This is a genomic window from Streptomyces sp. NPDC004284, from assembly GCF_042874035.1.
Taxonomy (GTDB): domain Bacteria; phylum Actinomycetota; class Actinomycetes; order Streptomycetales; family Streptomycetaceae; genus Streptomyces.
Genome location: NZ_JBIAMJ010000019.1, coordinates 120,758 through 139,336 on the forward strand (window position 1 = coordinate 120,758; position 18,579 = coordinate 139,336).

Here is an 18,579-nt window from a genome sequence, read left to right on the forward strand (position 1 = left end):
CCCTGACCGATCATCCCTCCGTCGGGTTCGGGGTGCACCCCCTCCACCTCAGGAAGGAGGACGCACGGGCGCCGGAGCCGAGGCGGTCGAACCGCGAACGACCAGCTCAGGCATGAAGACGAACTCGGAGTGCGGGGCCGGGGTGCCCCCGACCTCCTCCAGGAGCGCGCGGACCGCGGCCTGTCCCATCGCCTGCACCGGCTGCCGGATCGTGGTCAGCGGCGGATCGGTGAACGCTATGAGCGGAGAGTCGTCGAAACCGACGACCGAGACGTCCCGGGGGACGTCCAGACCCTGCTGCCGGGCCGCCCGGATCGCGCCGAGCGCCATCATGTCGCTCGCGCAGACGACGGCCGTGCAGCCGCGGGAGATCAGCGCTCCCGCCGCGGCCTGACCGCCCTCCAGGGTGTAGAGCGAGTGCTGGATCAGCGCCTCGGACTCCTCGGGGCCGAGGCCGAGCCGCTCCTGCATGCCCTGCTGGAAGCCCTCTATCTTGCGCAGCACCGGCACGAACCGCTTCGGGCCGACGGCGAGACCGATCCGGGTGTGCCCGAGCGCGGCCAGGTGCGTCACGGCCAGCTTCATCGCCGCCCGGTCGTCGGGCGAGACGAAGGGCGCCTGGACCTTGGGGGAGAAGCCGTTGAGGAGGACGTACGGGACGCCCTTGCCGCGCAGCTGGTCGTAGCGCGTCATGTCGGCGGTGGTGTCGGCGTGCAGTCCGGAGACGAAGATGATGCCGGAGACGCCGCGCTCCACCAGCATGTCGGTGAGCTCGTCCTCGGTGGACCCGCCGGGGGTCTGGGTGGCGAGGACCGGCGTGTACCCCTGCCGGGTCAGGGCCTGCCCGATGACCTGGGCGAGGGCGGGGAAGATCGGGTTGTCCAGCTCGGGGGTGATGAGGCCGACGAGCCCCGCGCTGCGCTGGCGCAGTCGTACGGGCCGCTCGTAGCCGAGCACGTCGAGCGCGGCAAGGACGGATTCGCGGGTGGCGGTGGCCACGCCCGGCTTGCCGTTGAGCACGCGGCTGACTGTGGCCTCACTGACCCCCGCCTGGGCTGCGATGTCTGAGAGCCGCGCGGTCATGAAGGTGGACTGTACCGGTCACGGGACGTATTGCCCACCGCCGCCCCACACACGGTGACGGCAAGGCGCTTGCGCAAGACCTTGCAGTCCTTGCGGGCGTCTTGCGGGGGCATTCGGGCGGGAAAGGGGTCTGATCGCCCCTGTCAAGCGATCCTTCGGCAACCTTAGGGACACGTGAATGTAACGATCGCCGTTCCTTGCAGAAAGTTCTCGCAAGACCTTTCGGCGCGTTTTCATCCCTGTTACGTTCCTGGCAACCCGGAGCGCCGCGAGGGAGCGGTCGCATGAGGAAGGTTCCAGCCCCTCGTCTCCCCGGGATCATTGAAGGAGTTCACATGCGGCGTGGCATAGCGGCCACCACGCTGGTCGCGGCCCTGGGCGTGACCCTGGCGGCGTGCGGCGGAAGCGACAGCGGTTCCAACGGGGGCTCGAAGAGCTCGGGCGAGCTCTCCGGCACCGTGACCTGGTGGGACACCTCCACGGTCGGCTCCGAGGACAAGGTCTTCAAGAAGGTCGCCGAGGAGTTCACCAAGCAGCACCCCAAGGTCACCGTCAAGTACGTGAACGTGCCGTTCGGCGAGGCGCAGAACAAGTTCAAGAACGCCGCGCAGTCCGGCTCCGGCGCCCCCGACGTCATCCGCTCCGAGGTCGCCTGGACCCCCGACTTCGCCAGCCTCGGCTACCTCGCCCCGCTGGACGGCACCCCCGCGCTCAAGGACTCCGACGACTTCCTGAAGCAGGCCACCGCCTCCACGAAGTTCAACGGCAAGACCTACGCGGTCCCGCAGGTCATCGACTCCATGGGCATCTTCTACAACAAGAAGATCTTCAAGGAGGCCGGCGTCCAGGTCCCCAAGACCATCGACGAGCTCAAGTCCGTCTCCGCCAAGATCAAGCAGAAGACCGGCAAGACCGGCCTGTACCTGCGCGGCGACGACCCGTACTGGTTCCTCTCCTTCCTGTACGGCGAGGGCGGCGACATGGTCGACGCCGACAACAAGACCGTCACGATCGACGACGCCAAGGGCGTCAAGGCGCTCGCCACCGTGAAGGACCTGGTGGACTCGAAGGCGGCGATCACCGACGCCACCAACGGCTGGGACAACATGCAGGCGGCCTTCAAGGACGGCAAGGTCGCCATGATGATCAACGGCCCGTGGGCCGTCACCGACACCTACGCCGGCAAGGAGTTCGCCGACAAGGCGAACCTGGGCATCGCCCCGGTCCCGGCCGGCTCGGGCGGCCAGGGCGCCCCGCAGGGCGGCCACAACCTCGCGGTCTACGCCGGCTCCAAGAACCTGGACGCCTCGTACGCCTTCACCGAGTACATGACCTCGGTCGAGACCCAGACGCGGATCTCCAAGGAGCTCAGCCTGCTCCCGACCCGCGAGTCCGTCTACATCAAGCCGGACATCGCGACCAACGAGATGATCTCGTTCTTCAAGCCGGTCGTCGACAAGGCCGTCGAGCGCCCCTGGATCCCGGAGGGCGGCAGCCTCTTCGAGCCCATCAAGGTCGAGTACACCAAGGTCCTCACCGGCCAGACCACCCCGGAGGCCGGCGCCAAGGCGATCGGTGACTCGTACCGCAAGCTCCTGAAGGACTGGAAGTAAGAAAGAAGGCAGGCCGGCTCATGGCTGTGGACAGTCCCAGCCAGTCGGTGGCGAAGGCCGCGGGCGACAGCGTCGCCCGCGGCCGGAGCCGCGGAACTGGTACGCCGCGCCGCGCGGCGAAGCGCTCCCTCTCCACCCACTGGTACGCCTGGGCGATGGTCGCCCCCGTGGTGATCGTGATCGGCGTGATCATCGGTTATCCGCTGGTCCGCGGCATCTACCTCTCGTTCACCGACGCGAACGAGCGGAACGTCGCACGGTCGATCGGCGTCAACGAGATCCCGGCCACCTACGAGTTCATCGGCCTGGACAACTACAAGGACGCCCTCACCGGGAGCCAGTTCCTCGGCACCCTCGGCTGGACGGTCGTCTGGACCGTGTCCTGCGTGGCGCTGACCTTCGCCCTCGGCCTCGGCCTCGCCAACATCCTGAACCGCAAGATCGCCGGCCGCTCCGTCTACCGGATGCTGCTGATCCTGCCCTGGGCCGTCCCCGGCTTCGTCTCCGTCTTCGCCTGGCGCTTCCTCTACGACGAGCGCCGCGGCATCCTCAACCAGATCCTCGCGGGCGGCGGCATCGACGCCGTCCCGTGGCTCAACGACCCCACCTGGGCCAAGCTCTCGGTCATCGCGACCAACGTCTGGCTCGGCGTGCCGTTCATGATGATCGCCCTCCTCGGCGGACTCCAGTCCATCCCCGGCGAGCTGTACGAGGCCGCCGAGATGGACGGCGCGAACGCCTGGCAGCGCTTCCGGCACATCACCATGCCCGGACTCCGGTCCGTCAGCACCACCGTGATCCTGCTGAGCACCATCTGGACCTTCAACATGTTCCCGGTGATCTTCCTGCTCACCCGGGGCGGGCCCGGCGAGGCCACCCAGATCCTCGTCACCCAGGCCTACAAGTTCTCCTTCGAGGTCAGCCCGCGCGACTTCGCCCAGTCGTCCACGTGGGGCGTGCTGATCCTGGTCCTCCTGATGGTCTTCGCCGCGTTCTACCGGCGCGTCCTCCGCAAGCAGGGAGAAGTCTGGTGACCACCACGACCCCCACCCCCCAGAGCATGAACACGCAGACCGTGAACGCGCGGACCGCGAGCGCCCGGCCGACGAACAAGCCGATCCGGGGCCGCCGTTCGCCGCTCGCCTCGGTCGGCCTGCACGCCACGCTGATCGCCGCCTCCGTGATCGCCGTCTTCCCGGTCCTCTGGGTGCTGCTGACCTCGCTGAAGCCGGCGAAGTACGCGACCACCACGGACTTCTTCAAAGAGACGACGTTCGAGAACTACACGAACCTGCTGAACGACACCCCGTTCCTCACCTGGTTCGGCAACTCGCTGCTCGTCGCCGGCCTCACCACCGTCGTCGGCGTCTTCATCTCCGCCACCACCGGCTACGCCGTCAGCCGCTTCCGGTTCCCCGGCAAGCGCGGCCTGATGTGGACGCTGCTCATCACCCAGATGTTCCCGGTCGCCGTCCTGATCGTGCCGATCTACAACATCATGGCGTCGATGGGCCTGCTCAACCAGCCGGCCGGCCTGGTCATCACGTACCTGACCATCGCCGTCCCGTTCTGCGCCTGGATGATGAAGGGCTTCTTCGACACCATCCCGCGCGAGATCGACGAGTCCGGCCACGTCGACGGCCTCACCCCCTTCGGCACCTTCTGGCGGCTCATCCTGCCGCTCGCCAAGCCGGGCATCGCCGTCACCGCCTTCTACTCCTTCATCACCGCCTGGGGCGAGGTCGCCTACGCCTCCGCCTTCATGGTCGGCGACGAGAACCTCACGCTCGCCGGCGGACTCCAGAAGTTCGTCAACCAGTACGGCGCCCAGTGGGGCCCGATGGCCGCGGCCTCCGTGCTCATCGCCATCCCCGCCGCCCTGGTGTTCCTCTTCGCCCAGCGGCACCTGGTCACCGGCATGTCCGCCGGTGCCGTCAAGGGCTGACGGCCCTGAGCACCGCACCCGTACGACACTCCTCCTTACCACCCAGGGAAGACATGACCCAGCATCTCGCCACCCCGGCCGACGCCCCCACCACCGGCACGCACACGGGCTGGTGGAGAGACGCCGTGATCTACCAGGTCTACCCGCGCAGCTTCGCCGACGGAAACGGCGACGGCATGGGTGACCTGGAGGGCGTCCGCAGCCGGCTGCCGTACCTCAAGGGGCTCGGAGTCGACGCCGTCTGGCTCTCCCCGTTCTACGCCTCGCCGCAGGCCGACGCCGGCTACGACGTCGCCGACTACCGGGCCATCGACCCCATGTTCGGCTCGCTCCTCGACGCCGACGCCCTGATCCGCGAGGCCCACGACCTGGGCCTGCGCATCATCGTCGACCTGGTCCCCAACCACTCCTCCGACCAGCACGAGTGGTTCCAGCGCGCCCTGCGCGAGGGCCCCGGCTCGGTGCTCCGCGAGCGCTACCACTTCCGCCCCGGAAAGGGCGAGAACGGCGAACTCCCGCCCAACGACTGGGAGTCCATCTTCGGCGGCCCCGCCTGGACCCGCACGGAGAACCCGGACGGCACCCCCGGCGACTGGTACCTCCACCTCTTCGCCCCGGAGCAGCCCGACTTCAACTGGGAGCACCCCGCCGTCCGCGACGAGTTCCGCTCCATCCTGCGCTTCTGGCTCGACATGGGCGTCGACGGCTTCCGCGTCGACGTCGCCCACGGCCTCGTCAAGGCCGCCGGCCTCCCGGACATCGGCTCCCACGACCAGCTGAAGCTGCTCGGCAACGACGTCATGCCCTTCTTCGACCAGGACGGCGTCCACGAGATCTACCGCTCCTGGCGGCAGATCCTCGCCGAGTACGACGGCGAGCGCATCCTCGTCGCCGAGGCCTGGACCCCGACCGTCGACCGCACCGCGAACTACGTGCGCCCCGACGAGATGCACCAGGCCTTCAACTTCCAGTACCTGGGCACCCACTGGGACGCCGCCGAGCTGCGGGCCGTCATCGACGCCTCCCTCGACGCCATGCGCCCGGTCGGCGCCCCCACCACCTGGGTCCTCTCCAACCACGACGTCACCCGGCACGCCACCCGCTTCGCCAACCCGGCGGGCCTCGGCACCCAGCTCCGCGAGGCCGGCGACCGCGAGCTCGGCCTGCGCCGCGCCCGCGCCGCGACCCTCCTCATGCTGGCCCTGCCCGGCTCCGCGTACGTCTACCAGGGCGAGGAGCTCGGCCTGCCCGACGTCACCGACCTGCCCGACGAGGTCCGCCAGGACCCGTCCTTCTGGCGGGCCAGCGGCCAGGACGGCTTCCGCGACGGCTGCCGCGTGCCGATCCCGTGGACCGTCGAGGGCTCCTCGTACGGCTTCGGCGACGGCGGCTCCTGGCTGCCGCAGCCCGCGACCTGGAGCGCCCTGAGCGTCGAGGCGCAGACCGGCGACCCCGGCTCCACCCTGGAGCTCTACCGCAGCGCCCTCGCCGTCCGGCGCGAGCGCCCCGAACTCGGTGCGGGCGATTCCGTCGAGTGGCTGGAGGCACCCGAGGGTGTGCTCTCCTTCCGCCGCGGCGGATTCGTCTGCACCGCCAACACCACCGGCCGGGCCATCACCGTCCCGCTGCCCGGCCGGTATCTGCTCGCCAACGAGGAGGTGGGCAGCTCCGCCGCGGAGGGGACGGTGGAGCTGCCCGCCGACACCACCGTCTGGTGGGCGGTGTGACGATCCCCCTGCCGCGGGGCACCGGGAACGGCGCCCCGCGGCTCGCGGACATCGCGGCCCAGTCCGGGGTCAGCGAGGCCACCGTCAGCCGCGTCCTCAACGGCAAGGCGGGGGTGGCCGGCGCGACCCGGCACAAGGTGCTCGCGGCCCTCGACGTCCTCGGCTACGAGCGTCCCGTACGGCTCAAACGCCGCAGCGCGGGCCTCGTCGGCCTCGTCGTGCCCGAGCTGACCAACCCGATCTTCCCCGCCTTCGCGCAGGTCGTCGAACAGGTCCTCGCCGGGCACGGCTACACCCCGGTGCTCTGCACCCAGATGCCCGGCGGCGCCACCGAGGACGAGCTCGTCGACCAGCTCGTGGAGCGCGGGGTGGCCGGCATCGTCTTCCTCTCCGGACTGCACGCCGACGCCACCGCCGACCCCGCCCGCTACGCCCGGCTGTCGGACCGGGGCGTCCCGTACGTCCTCATCAACGGCTACAACGAGCACATCGACGCCAACTTCGTCTCCCCGGACGACCGGGCCGCGGCCCGCATGGCCGTCCGGCACCTGGTCGAGCTGGGCCACGAGCGGATCGGCCTCGCCATCGGCCCCACCCGCTACGTGCCCTCGCGCCGCAAGGCCGAGGGCTTCACCGCCGAGCTGTACGAGCTCCTCGGCGTCGAGCGCGCCGAGGCCGAACGGTTCATCAGGCCCACGCTCTTCGGCGTCGAGGGCGGGCACGCGGCCGCCGACATCCTGCTCCGCGAGGGCTGCACGGGCATCGTCTGCGGCTCCGACCTGATGGCGCTCGGCGTCATCCGCGCGGTCCGGGCCCGCGGCCTCGACGTGCCCGGCGACGTCTCCGTCGTCGGCTTCGACGACTCCCCGCTCATCGCCTTCACGAGTCCCCCGCTCTCCACCGTGCGCCAGCCCGTGCAGGCCATGGCGACGGCCGCCGTCGGCGCGCTCCTGGAGGAGATCGAGGGAAACCCGGTGCAGCGCACGGAGTTCGTCTTCCAGCCGGAACTGGTGGTGCGCGGCTCCACGGCGCAGCCGCCGACCCGGCTTCCGCAAGTCCTTTCGTAACAACTTGCGTCGGGGTGTCCGGAGGGTTGACCGGGCGCCGGGGCACTCGTACGGTCACGGCTGAAAACAGTTGCTGAACCTTTCGGCAACTTCTTGCGACAGTGAAGTCAGCAGGAGGAAGCATGGCCAGAAAGACCGTGGCCGCTGCACTCGCCCTCGTGGCGGGAGCCGCTGTGGCCGTCACGGGCAACGCCCCGGCGCAGGCCGCCCCGCCCGGCGAGAAGGACGTCACCGCGGTGATGTTCGAATGGAACTTCGCCTCCGTCGCCCGGGAGTGCACCCAGCGCCTCGGCCCCGCCGGATACGGATACGTCCAGGTCTCCCCGCCCCAGGAACACCTCCAGGGCAGCCAGTGGTGGACCTCGTACCAGCCGGTCAGCTACAAGATCGCCGGACGTCTCGGCGACCGCGCCGCCTTCAAGAACATGATCGACACCTGCCACGCGGCGGGGGTCAAGGTCGTCGCCGACTCCGTCATCAACCACATGGCGAACGGATCGGGCACGGGAACGGGCGGGACCCCGTTCTCCAAGTACGACTACCCCGGCCTCTACTCGGGCGCCGACATGGACGACTGCCGGGCCGCGATCTCCAACTACCAGGACCGGGCCAACGTCCAGAACTGCGAACTGGTCCAGCTCCCCGACCTCGACACGGGCGAGGACTACGTCCGCGGGAAGATAGCCGGCTACCTCGACGACCTGCTCTCGCTGGGCGTCGACGGCTTCCGCATCGACGCCGCCAAGCACATGCCGGCCGCCGACCTCGCCAACATCAAGTCCCGGCTGACGAATCCTTCCGTCTACTGGAAGCAGGAGGCCATCTACGGCGCCGGCGAGGCCGTCCAGCCGAGCGAGTACCTCGGCAACGGCGACGTCCAGGAGTTCCGCTACGCCCGCGACCTCAAGCGCGTCCTGCAGAACGAGAAGCTCGCCTACCTCAAGAACTTCGGCGAGGCCTGGGGCTACATGCCCTCCGCCCAGTCCGGCGTCTTCGTCGACAACCACGACACCGAGCGCGGCGGCGACACCCTCACCTACAAGGACGGCGCGAACTACACCCTCGCCTCCGTCTTCATGCTCGCCTGGCCCTACGGCTCCCCGGACGTCCACTCCGGCTACGAGTGGACCGACAAGGACGCGGGCCCGCCCAACAACGGCCAGGTGAACGCCTGTTACAGCGACGGCTGGAAGTGTCAGCACGCCTGGCGCGAGATCTCCTCCATGGTGGCCTTCCGCAACACCTCCCGCGGGCAGGCCGTCACGAACTGGTGGGACAACGGCGGCAACGCGATCGCGTTCGGCCGCGGCTCCAAGGCGTACGTGGCGATCAACCACGAGTCCTCCGCCCTGACCCGCACCTTCCAGACCTCCCTGCCGGCCGGCACCTACTGCGACGTGCAGTCGAACACCCCGGTCACCGTCGGCACGAACGGCCAGTTCACGGCCACCCTCGCCGCCGGCACCGCTCTCGCCCTGCACACCGGGGCCATGAGCTGCGGCACCCAGCCGGCCACCGCCGGTGCCTCCTTCAACGTCAACGCCACCACGGTCACCGGCCAGAACATCTACGTCACCGGCAACCGCCCCGAGCTCGGCGCCTGGGCCCCCGCCTCCGCCCTCAAGCTCGACCCGGCCTCGTACCCCGTCTGGAAGCTGGCGGTGAACCTGCCCGCCGGAACGGCCTTCGAGTACAAGTACATCCGCAAGGACGCGGCCGGGAACGTGACCTGGGAGTCCGGCGCCAACCGCACCGCGACCGTCCCCGCCTCGGGCCAGATCGTCCTGAACGACACCTTCCGCAACTGACGTCCCCCGTCCCCCTCGCCGGGGACTTTCCAGGGAGCACCCCCGTGATACGCAAGAGAACGGCGGTCGCGCTGGCCGCCGCCCTGTGCGCCGCCCTCGTGCCCGCCGTCCCCGCGACGGCGGCACCCCGGCCGCCCGCACCGCCCTCCGACACGTCGCTCGCCGCCCAGCCGGCCCGCCAGGACCTCACCCGCGAGCAGTTCTACTTCGTCCTGCCCGACCGCTTCGCCAACGGCGACACCGGGAACGACCGCGGCGGCCTCACCGGCAGCCGTACGGAGACCGGCTTCGACCCGAGCGACAAGGGCTTCTACCAGGGCGGCGACCTCAAGGGCCTCACCGAGCGGCTCGACTACATCAAGGGCCTCGGCACCACGGCCATCTGGATGGCGCCGATCTTCAAGAACCGGCCCGTGCAGGGCACCGGCAAGGACGCCTCCGCCGGCTACCACGGCTACTGGATCACCGACTTCACCCAGGTCGACCCGCACTTCGGGACCAACGAGGACCTGGAGAGGCTGATCGCCGCCGCCCACGCCAAGGGCATGAAGGTCTTCTTCGACGTCATCACCAACCACACCGCCGACACCGTCGACTACGCGGAGAAGAAGTACGGCTACCGCCCCAAGGGCGCCTACCCCTACCTCGACGCGACGGGCCGCCCCTTCGACGACCGCGCGAAGATCGGCAAGGTGGACGCGGACTCGTTCCCGTACACGCCGACGACGACCGGCGGCAAGGTCCCGTCCTGGCTCAACGACCCGACGATGTACCACAACCGGGGCGACTCCACCTGGGTGGGGGAGTCCGCCGAGTACGGCGACTTCGTCGGGCTCGACGACCTGTGGACCGAGCGTCCCGAGGTCGTCGAGGGCATGGAGAAGATCTACGAGAAGTGGGTCCGGGACTTCCGGATCGATGGCTTCCGCATCGACACCGTCAAGCACGTGAACCTGGACTTCTGGACGCAGTGGGCCACTGCCCTCGACGCGTACGCCAAGAAGCGGGGCCGCGAGGACTTCTTCATGTTCGGCGAGGTGTACTCCGCCGACACCGCCGTCACCTCCCCGTACGTCACCCGGGGCCGGCTCGACGCCACCCTCGACTTCCCCTTCCAGGACGCGGCCCGCGCCTTCGCCTCCCAGGGCGCCGGCGCCGACCGCCTCGCGAAGGTCTTCGCCGAGGACTACCGGTACACCACCGACAAGGCCAACGCCTACGAGCAGGTGACCTTCCTCGGCAACCACGACATGGGCCGCATCGGGACCTTCCTGAAGCAGGACAACCCGAACGCCTCCGACGAGGAGCTCGTCCGCCGCGACCGGCTCGCCAACGAGCTGATGTTCCTGTCCCGGGGCAACCCGGTGGTCTACTACGGCGACGAGCAGGGCTTCACGGGCCCCGGCGGCGACAAGGACGCCCGCCAGACCCTCTTCGCCTCGAAGACCGCCGACTACCTCGACGACGACCAGCTCGGCACCGACCGCACGCACGCCTCCGACGCGTACGACCCCACGCACCCGCTGTACCGCTCGATCGCCGCGCTCTCGAAGCTCACCCGCGAGAACCCGGCCCTCCGCGACGGCGTCCAGCAGGAGCGGTACGCCGAGGGCTCCGTCTACGCCTTCACCCGCACCGACGCGAAGACGCGCACCGAGTACCTCGTCGCCGTCAACGGCGCCACCACCGCGAAGACCGTGACCGTCCCCGTCGACTCCGCCGACTTCCGCACCCTGTACGGGGGTCAGGGCGCCGTCGCGGCGAACGACGGCAAGGTCACCGTCACCGTCCCGGCCCTCTCCTCCCTCGTCCTCGAGGCCGGCGCCCCGCTGCCCGCCCCGGCGACGAAGCCCACCGTGACGCTCAAGGCCCCGGCCGCAGGCTCCACCGGCACCGTCGAGCTCTCCGCCGACGTCACCGGCGGCGGCCTCGACCGGGTCGTCTTCGCCGCCCAGGTCGGCGACGGCCGCTGGCAGACCCTCGGCACCGCCGACCACGCCCCCTACAAGGTCACCCAGCACGTCACCGCCCCCGCCGGCACCGCCCTGCGCTACAAGGCCGTCGCCGTCGACAGCGCCGGCCGCACCGCGAGCGCCCTCGCCGCCACCACCGCGGGCGCGCCCCCGGCCCCCGAGAAGCCGGTCGCCGTCGAGCGGACGTACGCCGTCGTCCACTACAAGCGCCAGGACGGCGACTACGACGGCTGGAAGCTGAAGGCCGCCGGCCAGGACGCCGTCTTCACCGGCCGTGACGCCTTCGGCGCCTTCGCCTGGGTCAAGGTCCCCGAGGGCGCCTCCACCGTCACGTACACCGTCGAGAAGGACGGCACCGCCGACGGCCCGCAGCGCGGCATCACCCTCGGCCGCACCGGCGAGGTCTGGATCACGCAGGGCGCCGACGGCCAGTCCGACACGAACCCGGCACCGGTGACCCCGGACAGGACGAAGGCCGTCCTCCACTACCAGCGGGAGGACGGGAACTACGACGGCTGGGGTCTGCACCTGTGGACCGGCGCCGCCCAGCCCACCGACTGGTCCCGGCCGCTGATGCCGACGCGCTTCGACGCGTACGGCGCGGTGTACGAGGTGCCGCTGGCGGAGGGCGCGAGCTCCCTCTCGTACATCCTGCACAAGGGCGACGCGAAGGACCTGCCCACCGACCAGTCCCTCGACCTCGGCACGTACGGGACCGAGGCCTGGCTGCTCGCCGGACAGCCCACGTACCTCCTCCCGACCGTCGGCGGCACCCCGAACCTCGACCTCGGCAAGGCCGAGGCCCAGTGGATCGACCGGAACACCGTCGTCTGGAAGGTCAAGACCACCGACGCCACCAGCCAGCAGCTGGTGTACGCGAAGGACGGCGGGATCACCGTCACCGACGGCGCCCTGAGCGACGAGGGCCGCTGGCTCCGCCTCACCCCGTCCGCGCTGAGCGACGCCCAGAAGGCGAAGTTCCCGCACCTCGCCGCGTACCCCGCCTTCACCGTCGACCCGCGCGACGCCGACCGGGTGCGGGACTCCCTGCGCGGCCAGCTGATCGCCACCCAGCGCGCCGCCAACGGCGCCCTGCTCGCCGCCACCGGCGTCCAGACCGCCGGCGTCCTCGACGACCTGTACGCGCCGAAGGCCACGCGGGCGCAGCTCGGACCGGTCTTCCGGAACGGCCGCCCCACCCTCTCCCTCTGGGCCCCCACCGCCCGGTCCGTCGCCCTCGAACTCGACGGGAGGACCGTGCCCATGCGGCGCGACCCCGCCTCCGGCGTCTGGTCGGTCACCGGCCCCCGGACCTGGACCGGCAAGCCGTACCGGTACGTCGTGAAGGTGTGGGCGCCGACCGTCCGGAAGGTCGTCGAGAACCGGGTCACCGACCCCTACTCCACCGCCCTCACCACCGACTCCGCCCGCAGCCTCGTCGTCGACCTCACCGACCCGGCCCTGGCGCCCAAGGGCTGGAAGGAGCTGAAGAAGCCCGCCGCCGTGCCGCTGCGGGACGCCCAGATCCAGGAACTCCACATCCGGGACTTCTCGATCGCCGACCCGACGGCGAAGGCCGACCACCGGGGCACCTACCTCGCCTTCACCGACAAGGACAGCAAGGGCTCGGAGCACCTGAAGGCGCTCGCCGCCTCCGGCACCTCCTACGTCCACCTCCTCCCGGCCTTCGACCTCGGCACCGTCCCCGAGAAGAAGTCCGACCAGACCGCCCCCGCCTGCGACCTGAAGGTCTACGCCCCCGACTCCGAGGAGCAGCAGGCCTGCGTCACCGCCGCCGCGGCCGAGGACGCCTACAACTGGGGCTACGACCCCCTGCACTACACCGTCCCCGAGGGCTCCTACGCCACCGACCCCGAAGGCACCCGCCGCACGGTCGAGTTCCGGCAGATGGTCCAGGCCCTCAACGGCGACGGACTGCGCACCGTCATGGACGTCGTCTACAACCACACCGTCGCCGCCGGACAGTCCGACAAGTCCGTCCTCGACAGGATCGTGCCCGGCTACTACCAGCGCCTCCAGGCCGACGGCTCCGTCGCCACCTCCACCTGCTGCGCCAACACCGCGCCCGAGAACGCCATGATGGGCAAGCTCGTCGTCGACTCGGTCGTCACCTGGGCCAAGCAGTACAAGGTCGACGGCTTCCGCTTCGACCTCATGGGCCACCACCCGAAGGCCAACATCCTGGCCGTGCGGAAGGCCCTGGACGAGCTGACCGTGGCGAAGGACGGCGTCGACGGAAAGGCGATCGTCCTCTACGGCGAGGGCTGGAACTTCGGCGAGGTCGCCGACGACGCCCGCTTCGTCCAGGCCACCCAGAAGAACATGGCCGGCACCGGCATCGCCACCTTCTCCGACCGGGCCCGCGACGCCGTCCGCGGCGGCGGCCCCTTCGACGCGGACCCCGGCGTCCAGGGCTTCGCGAGCGGCCTCTACACCGACCCGAACGCCTCGGGCGCCAACGGCACCCCGGCCGAGCAGAAGGCCCGCCTCCTGCACTACCAGGACCTCATCAAGGTCGGCCTGACCGGCGACCTCGCCGACTACACCTTCACCGACACCTCGGGCCGTACGGTCAAGGGCAGCCAGGTCGACTACAACGGCGCCCCCGCCGGATACGCCGCCGCCCCCGGCGACGCCCTCGCCTACACCGACGCCCACGACAACGAGTCCCTCTACGACGCGCTCGCCTTCAAGCTCCCGGCGGACACGTCCCCGGCCGACCGCGCCCGCATGCAGGTCCTCGCCATGGCCACGGCCACGCTCTCCCAGGGCCCCTCGCTCTCCCAGGCGGGCAGCGACCTCCTCCGTTCCAAGTCCCTGGACCGCAACTCCTTCGACAGCGGCGACTGGTTCAACGCCATCCACTGGGACTGCCGCGACGGCAACGGCTTCGGCCGCGGCCTGCCCCCGGCCGCCGACAACAAGGCCAAGTGGTCCTACGGCAAGCCGCTGCTGGTCAACCCGGCCCTGACGGTCGGCTGCGCCCAGATCGACGGCACCTCCGCCGCCTACCGGGACCTCCAGAAGATCCGCACCACCGAACCGGTCTTCTCCCTGGCCACGACGGACCGGGTCCAGCAGGCCCTGTCCTTCCCGCTCTCCGGCCGCGACGAGACCCCCGGCGTCATCACCATGCGCCTCGGCGACCTGGTCGTCGTCCTCAACGCGACCCCGGACGGCACGTCGCAGAAGGTCGCGGACCTGGCGGGCAGGGGCTACGCCCTCCACCCGGTCCAGGCCGGCGGCTCCGACGCGGTCGTGAAGACGTCCACGTACGACCGGGCCACGGGCACCTTCACGGTCCCGGCGCGGACGGTGGCGGTCTTCGAGGCCGCGAGCTGACGGACGGCCCCGGCGCGGCACCCGTCACGCCAGGGCCTTCTCCATCAGCCGCACCGCGTACACCCGGCGCCCTCGTAGTACGTCCCCAGGCGGGGGTTGCGCGCCTCGCAGTCGAGGCGCGCCAGCGACCGGCCCGAGGCCGCGATCCGCTCCTCCGCGTGCGCGAGCACCACCCGTCCCGCACCGGCGGGCGCCGCCTCCCGGTCGGTCATCAGCCGGTGCACGTACCCGGCCACCGGCGGCTGCGGCCCCCAGACCTCCTCGTCCTCCCACCACAGCTCGTACGCGCCGACCGCCCGGCCCCCGTGGGACGCGATCCAGACCTCGCCCTCCGCGATCCGCGCGCGGAAGTGCCCGGGGCCCCGGGACCCCGGCTTCCACTGGTCGATGCCGCTGCGCACCATCCAGCGCGCCACCCCGTCGAACATTCCCGCCAGAAGGTCGAGATCGCGTTCGTCCGCCTGCCGGAAGGTCACTTGTGTCGTCATGGCGATCACCGTAAAGGTGTGGCCAGACATTCGTTCCACCAGGAGTGACCCCCATGCCGCAGATCACCGTCGACTACTCCGCGCCCCTCGACCGGCGCGGCTTCGCGCTCGCGCTGCACCCGATCGTCGTGGAGACGGTCGACGCGACGCTCGACGCGTGCAAGACCCGGTTCCGGGAGGTCGAGGAGTTCGTCGTCGGCGGCGGAGCGGACGACGACGTCCTCGTGCACGTCGAGATCGCCCTCCTCGCCGGCCGCACCGACGAGGCCAAGGCACGGCTCGCGGACGCCGTCCTGGAACTGCTGCCCGCCTACCTCAAGGCCGCCGAGGGAGTCGCGCTCTCCGTCGAGGTCCGCGACCTCGACGGCTCCTACCGCAAGCGCTGATCAGGCACGCCGGACACGCCCGGCACGAGCGCCGAGAGCCTGGCCACGAGGTCCCCGAAGGGGCCGTCGGCCGGCTCGTCGGCGAGGATGCCGACCAGGATCTCCGCCATGTCCGCGTCGTACGCGGCGCTCACCGCCGCCAGCGCGGCGAAGTCGTGCACGAGCTGGAGCTCCAGCTCGGCGCGCGGGACCCGGCGGCCGTCCAGCCAGAGGAGCGCCGTCGACTCGGCGAGCGACACCCAGGAGCGGACGACCAGTTCGAGCCGGGCGGAGGGCTTCTCGACCTCCAGGTGCGCGAGGATCTGCTCGTACGCGGCCTGCCGCACCTCGTCGATCATCGCGTTCGTCGTGGAGGAGCCGGCCGCGGGCCCGCCGCGCATCAGCGCCGCGAAACCGGGCCCGTGCTCGTCGACGAAGTCGAAGAAGCGGCCCATCACCCGCAGCAGCCGCGCCCCGAGCGGCCCCCGCGGCGGCTCCACGAAGCGGGCCGCCAGCTCGTCCGCCGCCCGCCGCAGCGCCGCCTCGTAGAGGCTCTGCTTGCCGGGGAAGTAGTGGTAGACCAGCGGCCGCGAGATGCCCGCGGCCGCGGCGATCTCGTCGATGGACACCTCGTCGGGAGAGCGGTGGCTGAAGAGTTCGAGGGCCACCCCGATCAGCTGCTGCTTGCGCTCCTCGACGCCCATCCTGCGGCGTACCCCGGTCGTCATACGAACAGCCTAACGGTGTCCGTTACGCTCCTGCTTCATGAGCGCTTCCGACCAGGACACCCCGAAGGCCGAGGCCCCGGAGGCCGACGAGCTCCAGGAGACCGAAGAGGCCCGGGAGACCCCCGACTCCCCTGACCCGGAAGGGGAGGAGGAGACCGGGGCCCCCGCCTCCGGACTGACCCCGAAGCAGGCGCGGCGGCTGCGCGTCGCCGCCGCGTCCGTGCTCCTGGTCGCCCTGGCCGTGGTGCTGGTCATCCGGCTCGCGAGCCGCACGTCCGTCCTGGTCGTCGGCGTGTACGGACTCGCCATGATCCTCTGCGGGGTCGTGATCGAACTCTCCCGCAACGGCCGTACGCGCCTGGGCACCTGGCTCCTGGCCGGAGGCCTCCTCACCGCGCTCGCCCTGGACTGGCTGGTCCTGCCGTAGGGGTTCTCGCCGGTCTCAGAGGTCGAGCACGAGCCGCTTGCCCGCGCAGCGCGAGACGCAGATCAGCATCGAGCCGTCCCGCTCCTCGTCGGTGAGCAGCTCGTCCCGGTGGTCGACCTCGCCCTCCAGGACCCGCTGTTGGCAGGTCCCGCAGAAACCCTGCTGGCAGGAGTACAGGAGACCGGGCAGCTCCTCGCGCACCGCCGACAGGAGCGACTGGTCGGCCGCCACCGTCAACGTCCGCCCGGAGCGGCGCAGTTCGACCTCGAAGGCGGTGCCGCCGGTCGTCGCGGCGGCGGTGAAGCGCTCGAGGCGCGGCGCCCGGCCCTCCGGCATCGCGGCGCCGACCGCGTCCATCAGCCCGTCGGGCCCGCAGCAGTAGACGGCCGTCTCGGCGGGAAGGTGCGCGAGGAACCCCAGCTCGGGGAAGCCGGATTCGTCCTCCGCGACGACGGTGACGCGGTCGCCGCCCAGCCGCTCGATCTCCTCCAGGTACGGCATGGTGGCCCGGCCGCGCCCGCAGTACACGAGCCGCCAGTCCGCCCCGGCCGCCTCGGCGGCCCGCAGCATGGGCAGGACCGGGGTGATGCCGATGCCGCCGGCGACGAAGACGTACGAGGGGGAGTCGACGAGCGGGAAGCGGTTGCGCGGCCCCCGGATCTCGATCTCCGCGCCCTCGTGGAGCCGCTCGTGGACCTCGCGCGAACCGCCGCGGCCGTCCTCGATGAGGCGGGTGGCGACGGTGTACGAGGTGGGGTCGCCGGGATCGCCGCAGAGCGAGTACTGCCGGACGAGCCCGGAGGGCAGGACGAGGTCGACGTGGGCGCCCGGCTGCCAGGCGGGCAGTCCGGCACCCTCCAGGCGCAGTTCGACGACGCCCTCGGCGGGCGTGGCGCGCCCGGCGACCCGCACCTTGCGCGGGACGGTGCTGCCCCGCCCGTACCCGGAGACGGGGGTGTCGAGGGCGGGCATCGGCCACAGCGGGGCGGTGGTCATGCGGTTGCGGACGGCGCGGCGGACGAGCAGCGCGGCCCCGGCGACGAGGGCGACGGTGGTGAGGCGGGGCATCAGCGGCCTCCGTTGGCGCCGGGGGAGGAGGCCAGGTAGGCCATGGCCTGCGCGGTGTTCCCCTCCTGGGAGGGGTGGTAGGCGCGGCTGAGGTAGCGGGGTACGGAGCGCAGCATGGCCGGGGTGGAGGGCAGGACGCCCTGCCGGCCCTTGCGGACGAAGTCGCCGATGGAGGCCTTCGGATCGAGGAGGGTCGGATCGTTCTCCATGAAGAAGCGGATGCCCCGCTGCCAGAGGAAGACGAGCGCGGAGAAGGCGAGCGCCCAGGTGCGGGCGCGGCGCCGGTAGCCGCCGTCGAGGTGCATGAAGAGCTCGAAGGCGACCGCGCGGTGCTCGACCTCCTCTGCGCCGTGCCAGCGCAGCAGGTCCAGCATGGTCGGGTCGGCGCCGACCCGGTCGAGCTCCTCGGCGTTGAGGACCCAGTCGCCGAGGAAGGCGGTGTAGTGCTCGATGGCGGCGATCAGCGCGACCCGCTCCATGAGCCACCAGCGGCGCGGCCGGCCGGGCGGCAGGGTCCGGTCCCCGAGGAGCTTCTCGAAGAACCAGTCGACCTGCGCGGTGTACGGGGTGGGGTCGAGGCCCAGCTTCCGCAGGTGGGGGAGGACGTCGTCGTGGGCCTGGGAGTGGATGGCCTCCTGGCCGATGAAGCCGATGACGTCCTCGCGCAGCCGGTCGTCGGTGATGTACGGCAGCGCCTGCTTGTAGACGTGGACGAACCAGCGCTCGCCGGCCGGCAGCAGCAGGTGCAGCACGTTGATGGTGTGCGTGGTGAAGGGGTCGCCCGGTACCCAGTGGAGCGGTGTCTCCTCCCAGTCGAAGGAGACCTTGCGGGCCTTGAGCTCGACGTGCTCCGACGCCACCGGTGCAGGCTGCGTATTAGACATGACGTCAATGTACTGAGGGGTAAGCGGCGGCAACAGGCCC

Annotated in this window: 14 protein-coding genes; 9 read left to right on the plus strand and 5 right to left on the minus strand. The window is 70.9% G+C overall.

Features of this window, described 5'->3' with window-relative positions; translation table 11 throughout:
- Positions 1-48: 48 nt before the first annotated feature.
- Complete coding sequence (locus tag ACFYUS_RS33875; RefSeq protein WP_388861050.1) at positions 49-1,083, minus strand: LacI family DNA-binding transcriptional regulator; 1,035 nt, start codon at positions 1,081-1,083, stop codon at positions 49-51.
- A 335-nt stretch (positions 1,084-1,418) separates the two neighbouring features.
- On the opposite strand from ACFYUS_RS33875, the gene ACFYUS_RS33880 reads away from it, so the two are divergent.
- The 7 genes from ACFYUS_RS33880 (at position 1,419) to pulA (ending at position 14,579) form a co-directional block, all read left to right on the plus strand.
- A complete protein-coding gene (locus ACFYUS_RS33880; RefSeq protein ID WP_388861053.1) occupies positions 1,419-2,696 on the plus strand; it encodes an extracellular solute-binding protein in 1,278 nt (425 codons plus the stop codon).
- 20 nt (positions 2,697-2,716) lie between these two features.
- Positions 2,717-3,730 (plus strand): carbohydrate ABC transporter permease, encoded by a 1,014-nt coding sequence (locus ACFYUS_RS33885; protein WP_388861056.1) that lies wholly within the window; start codon positions 2,717-2,719, stop codon positions 3,728-3,730.
- Between the two features lie 26 nt (positions 3,731-3,756).
- Complete coding sequence (locus ACFYUS_RS33890; RefSeq protein WP_388861167.1) at positions 3,757-4,641, plus strand: sugar ABC transporter permease; 885 nt, start codon at positions 3,757-3,759, stop codon at positions 4,639-4,641.
- 53 nt (positions 4,642-4,694) lie between these two features.
- Positions 4,695-6,368 (plus strand): glycoside hydrolase family 13 protein, encoded by a 1,674-nt coding sequence (locus ACFYUS_RS33895; protein ID WP_388861059.1) that lies wholly within the window; start codon positions 4,695-4,697, stop codon positions 6,366-6,368.
- Positions 6,356-7,435: a LacI family DNA-binding transcriptional regulator gene (locus ACFYUS_RS33900; RefSeq protein ID WP_388861062.1), complete on the plus strand. Its 1,080-nt coding sequence runs from the start codon at positions 6,356-6,358 to the stop codon at positions 7,433-7,435. Before ACFYUS_RS33895 ends, ACFYUS_RS33900 begins: the two co-directional genes overlap by 13 nt.
- A 122-nt stretch (positions 7,436-7,557) precedes the next feature.
- Entirely contained in the window at positions 7,558-9,243 is a 1,686-nt protein-coding gene (locus tag ACFYUS_RS33905) for a carbohydrate-binding module family 20 domain-containing protein (RefSeq protein ID WP_388861065.1), read from the plus strand.
- A 44-nt stretch (positions 9,244-9,287) separates the two neighbouring features.
- Positions 9,288-14,579: a pullulanase-type alpha-1,6-glucosidase gene (gene pulA, locus ACFYUS_RS33910; protein ID WP_388861068.1), complete on the plus strand. Its 5,292-nt coding sequence runs from the start codon at positions 9,288-9,290 to the stop codon at positions 14,577-14,579.
- A 44-nt stretch (positions 14,580-14,623) separates the two neighbouring features.
- On the opposite strand, the gene ACFYUS_RS33915 is transcribed toward pulA, so the two are convergent.
- On the minus strand, positions 14,624-15,067 hold the full coding sequence (locus tag ACFYUS_RS33915; protein ID WP_388861070.1) for a GNAT family N-acetyltransferase: 444 nt from the start codon (positions 15,065-15,067) through the stop codon (positions 14,624-14,626).
- Between the two features lie 53 nt (positions 15,068-15,120).
- Here ACFYUS_RS33915 and ACFYUS_RS33920 point away from each other — a divergent pair, with 53 nt between their 5' ends.
- The gene (locus ACFYUS_RS33920; protein ID WP_388861073.1) at positions 15,121-15,453 is read left to right on the plus strand and encodes a 5-carboxymethyl-2-hydroxymuconate Delta-isomerase; all 333 of its coding nucleotides are present in this window, start codon (positions 15,121-15,123) and stop codon (positions 15,451-15,453) included.
- Here ACFYUS_RS33920 and ACFYUS_RS33925 read toward each other — a convergent pair.
- Complete coding sequence (locus tag ACFYUS_RS33925; RefSeq protein ID WP_388861076.1) at positions 15,438-16,160, minus strand: TetR/AcrR family transcriptional regulator; 723 nt, start codon at positions 16,158-16,160, stop codon at positions 15,438-15,440. The two genes, ACFYUS_RS33920 and ACFYUS_RS33925, sit on opposite strands and share 16 nt — an antisense overlap.
- A 37-nt stretch (positions 16,161-16,197) precedes the next feature.
- On the opposite strand from ACFYUS_RS33925, the gene ACFYUS_RS33930 reads away from it, so the two are divergent.
- Positions 16,198-16,587, plus strand: a complete 390-nt coding sequence (locus tag ACFYUS_RS33930) for a hypothetical protein (protein ID WP_388861079.1) — start codon at positions 16,198-16,200, stop codon at positions 16,585-16,587.
- Positions 16,588-16,602: 15 nt separating this feature from the next.
- Here the strand turns inward: ACFYUS_RS33930 and ACFYUS_RS33935 are convergent, their stop codons facing one another.
- Positions 16,603-17,655, minus strand: a complete 1,053-nt coding sequence (locus tag ACFYUS_RS33935; RefSeq protein ID WP_388861082.1) for a PDR/VanB family oxidoreductase — start codon at positions 17,653-17,655, stop codon at positions 16,603-16,605.
- Positions 17,655-18,539, minus strand: a complete 885-nt coding sequence (locus ACFYUS_RS33940; RefSeq protein WP_388861085.1) for a metal-dependent hydrolase — start codon at positions 18,537-18,539, stop codon at positions 17,655-17,657. Before ACFYUS_RS33940 ends, ACFYUS_RS33935 begins: the two co-directional genes overlap by 1 nt.
- Between the last annotated feature and the right edge of the window lie 40 nt (positions 18,540-18,579).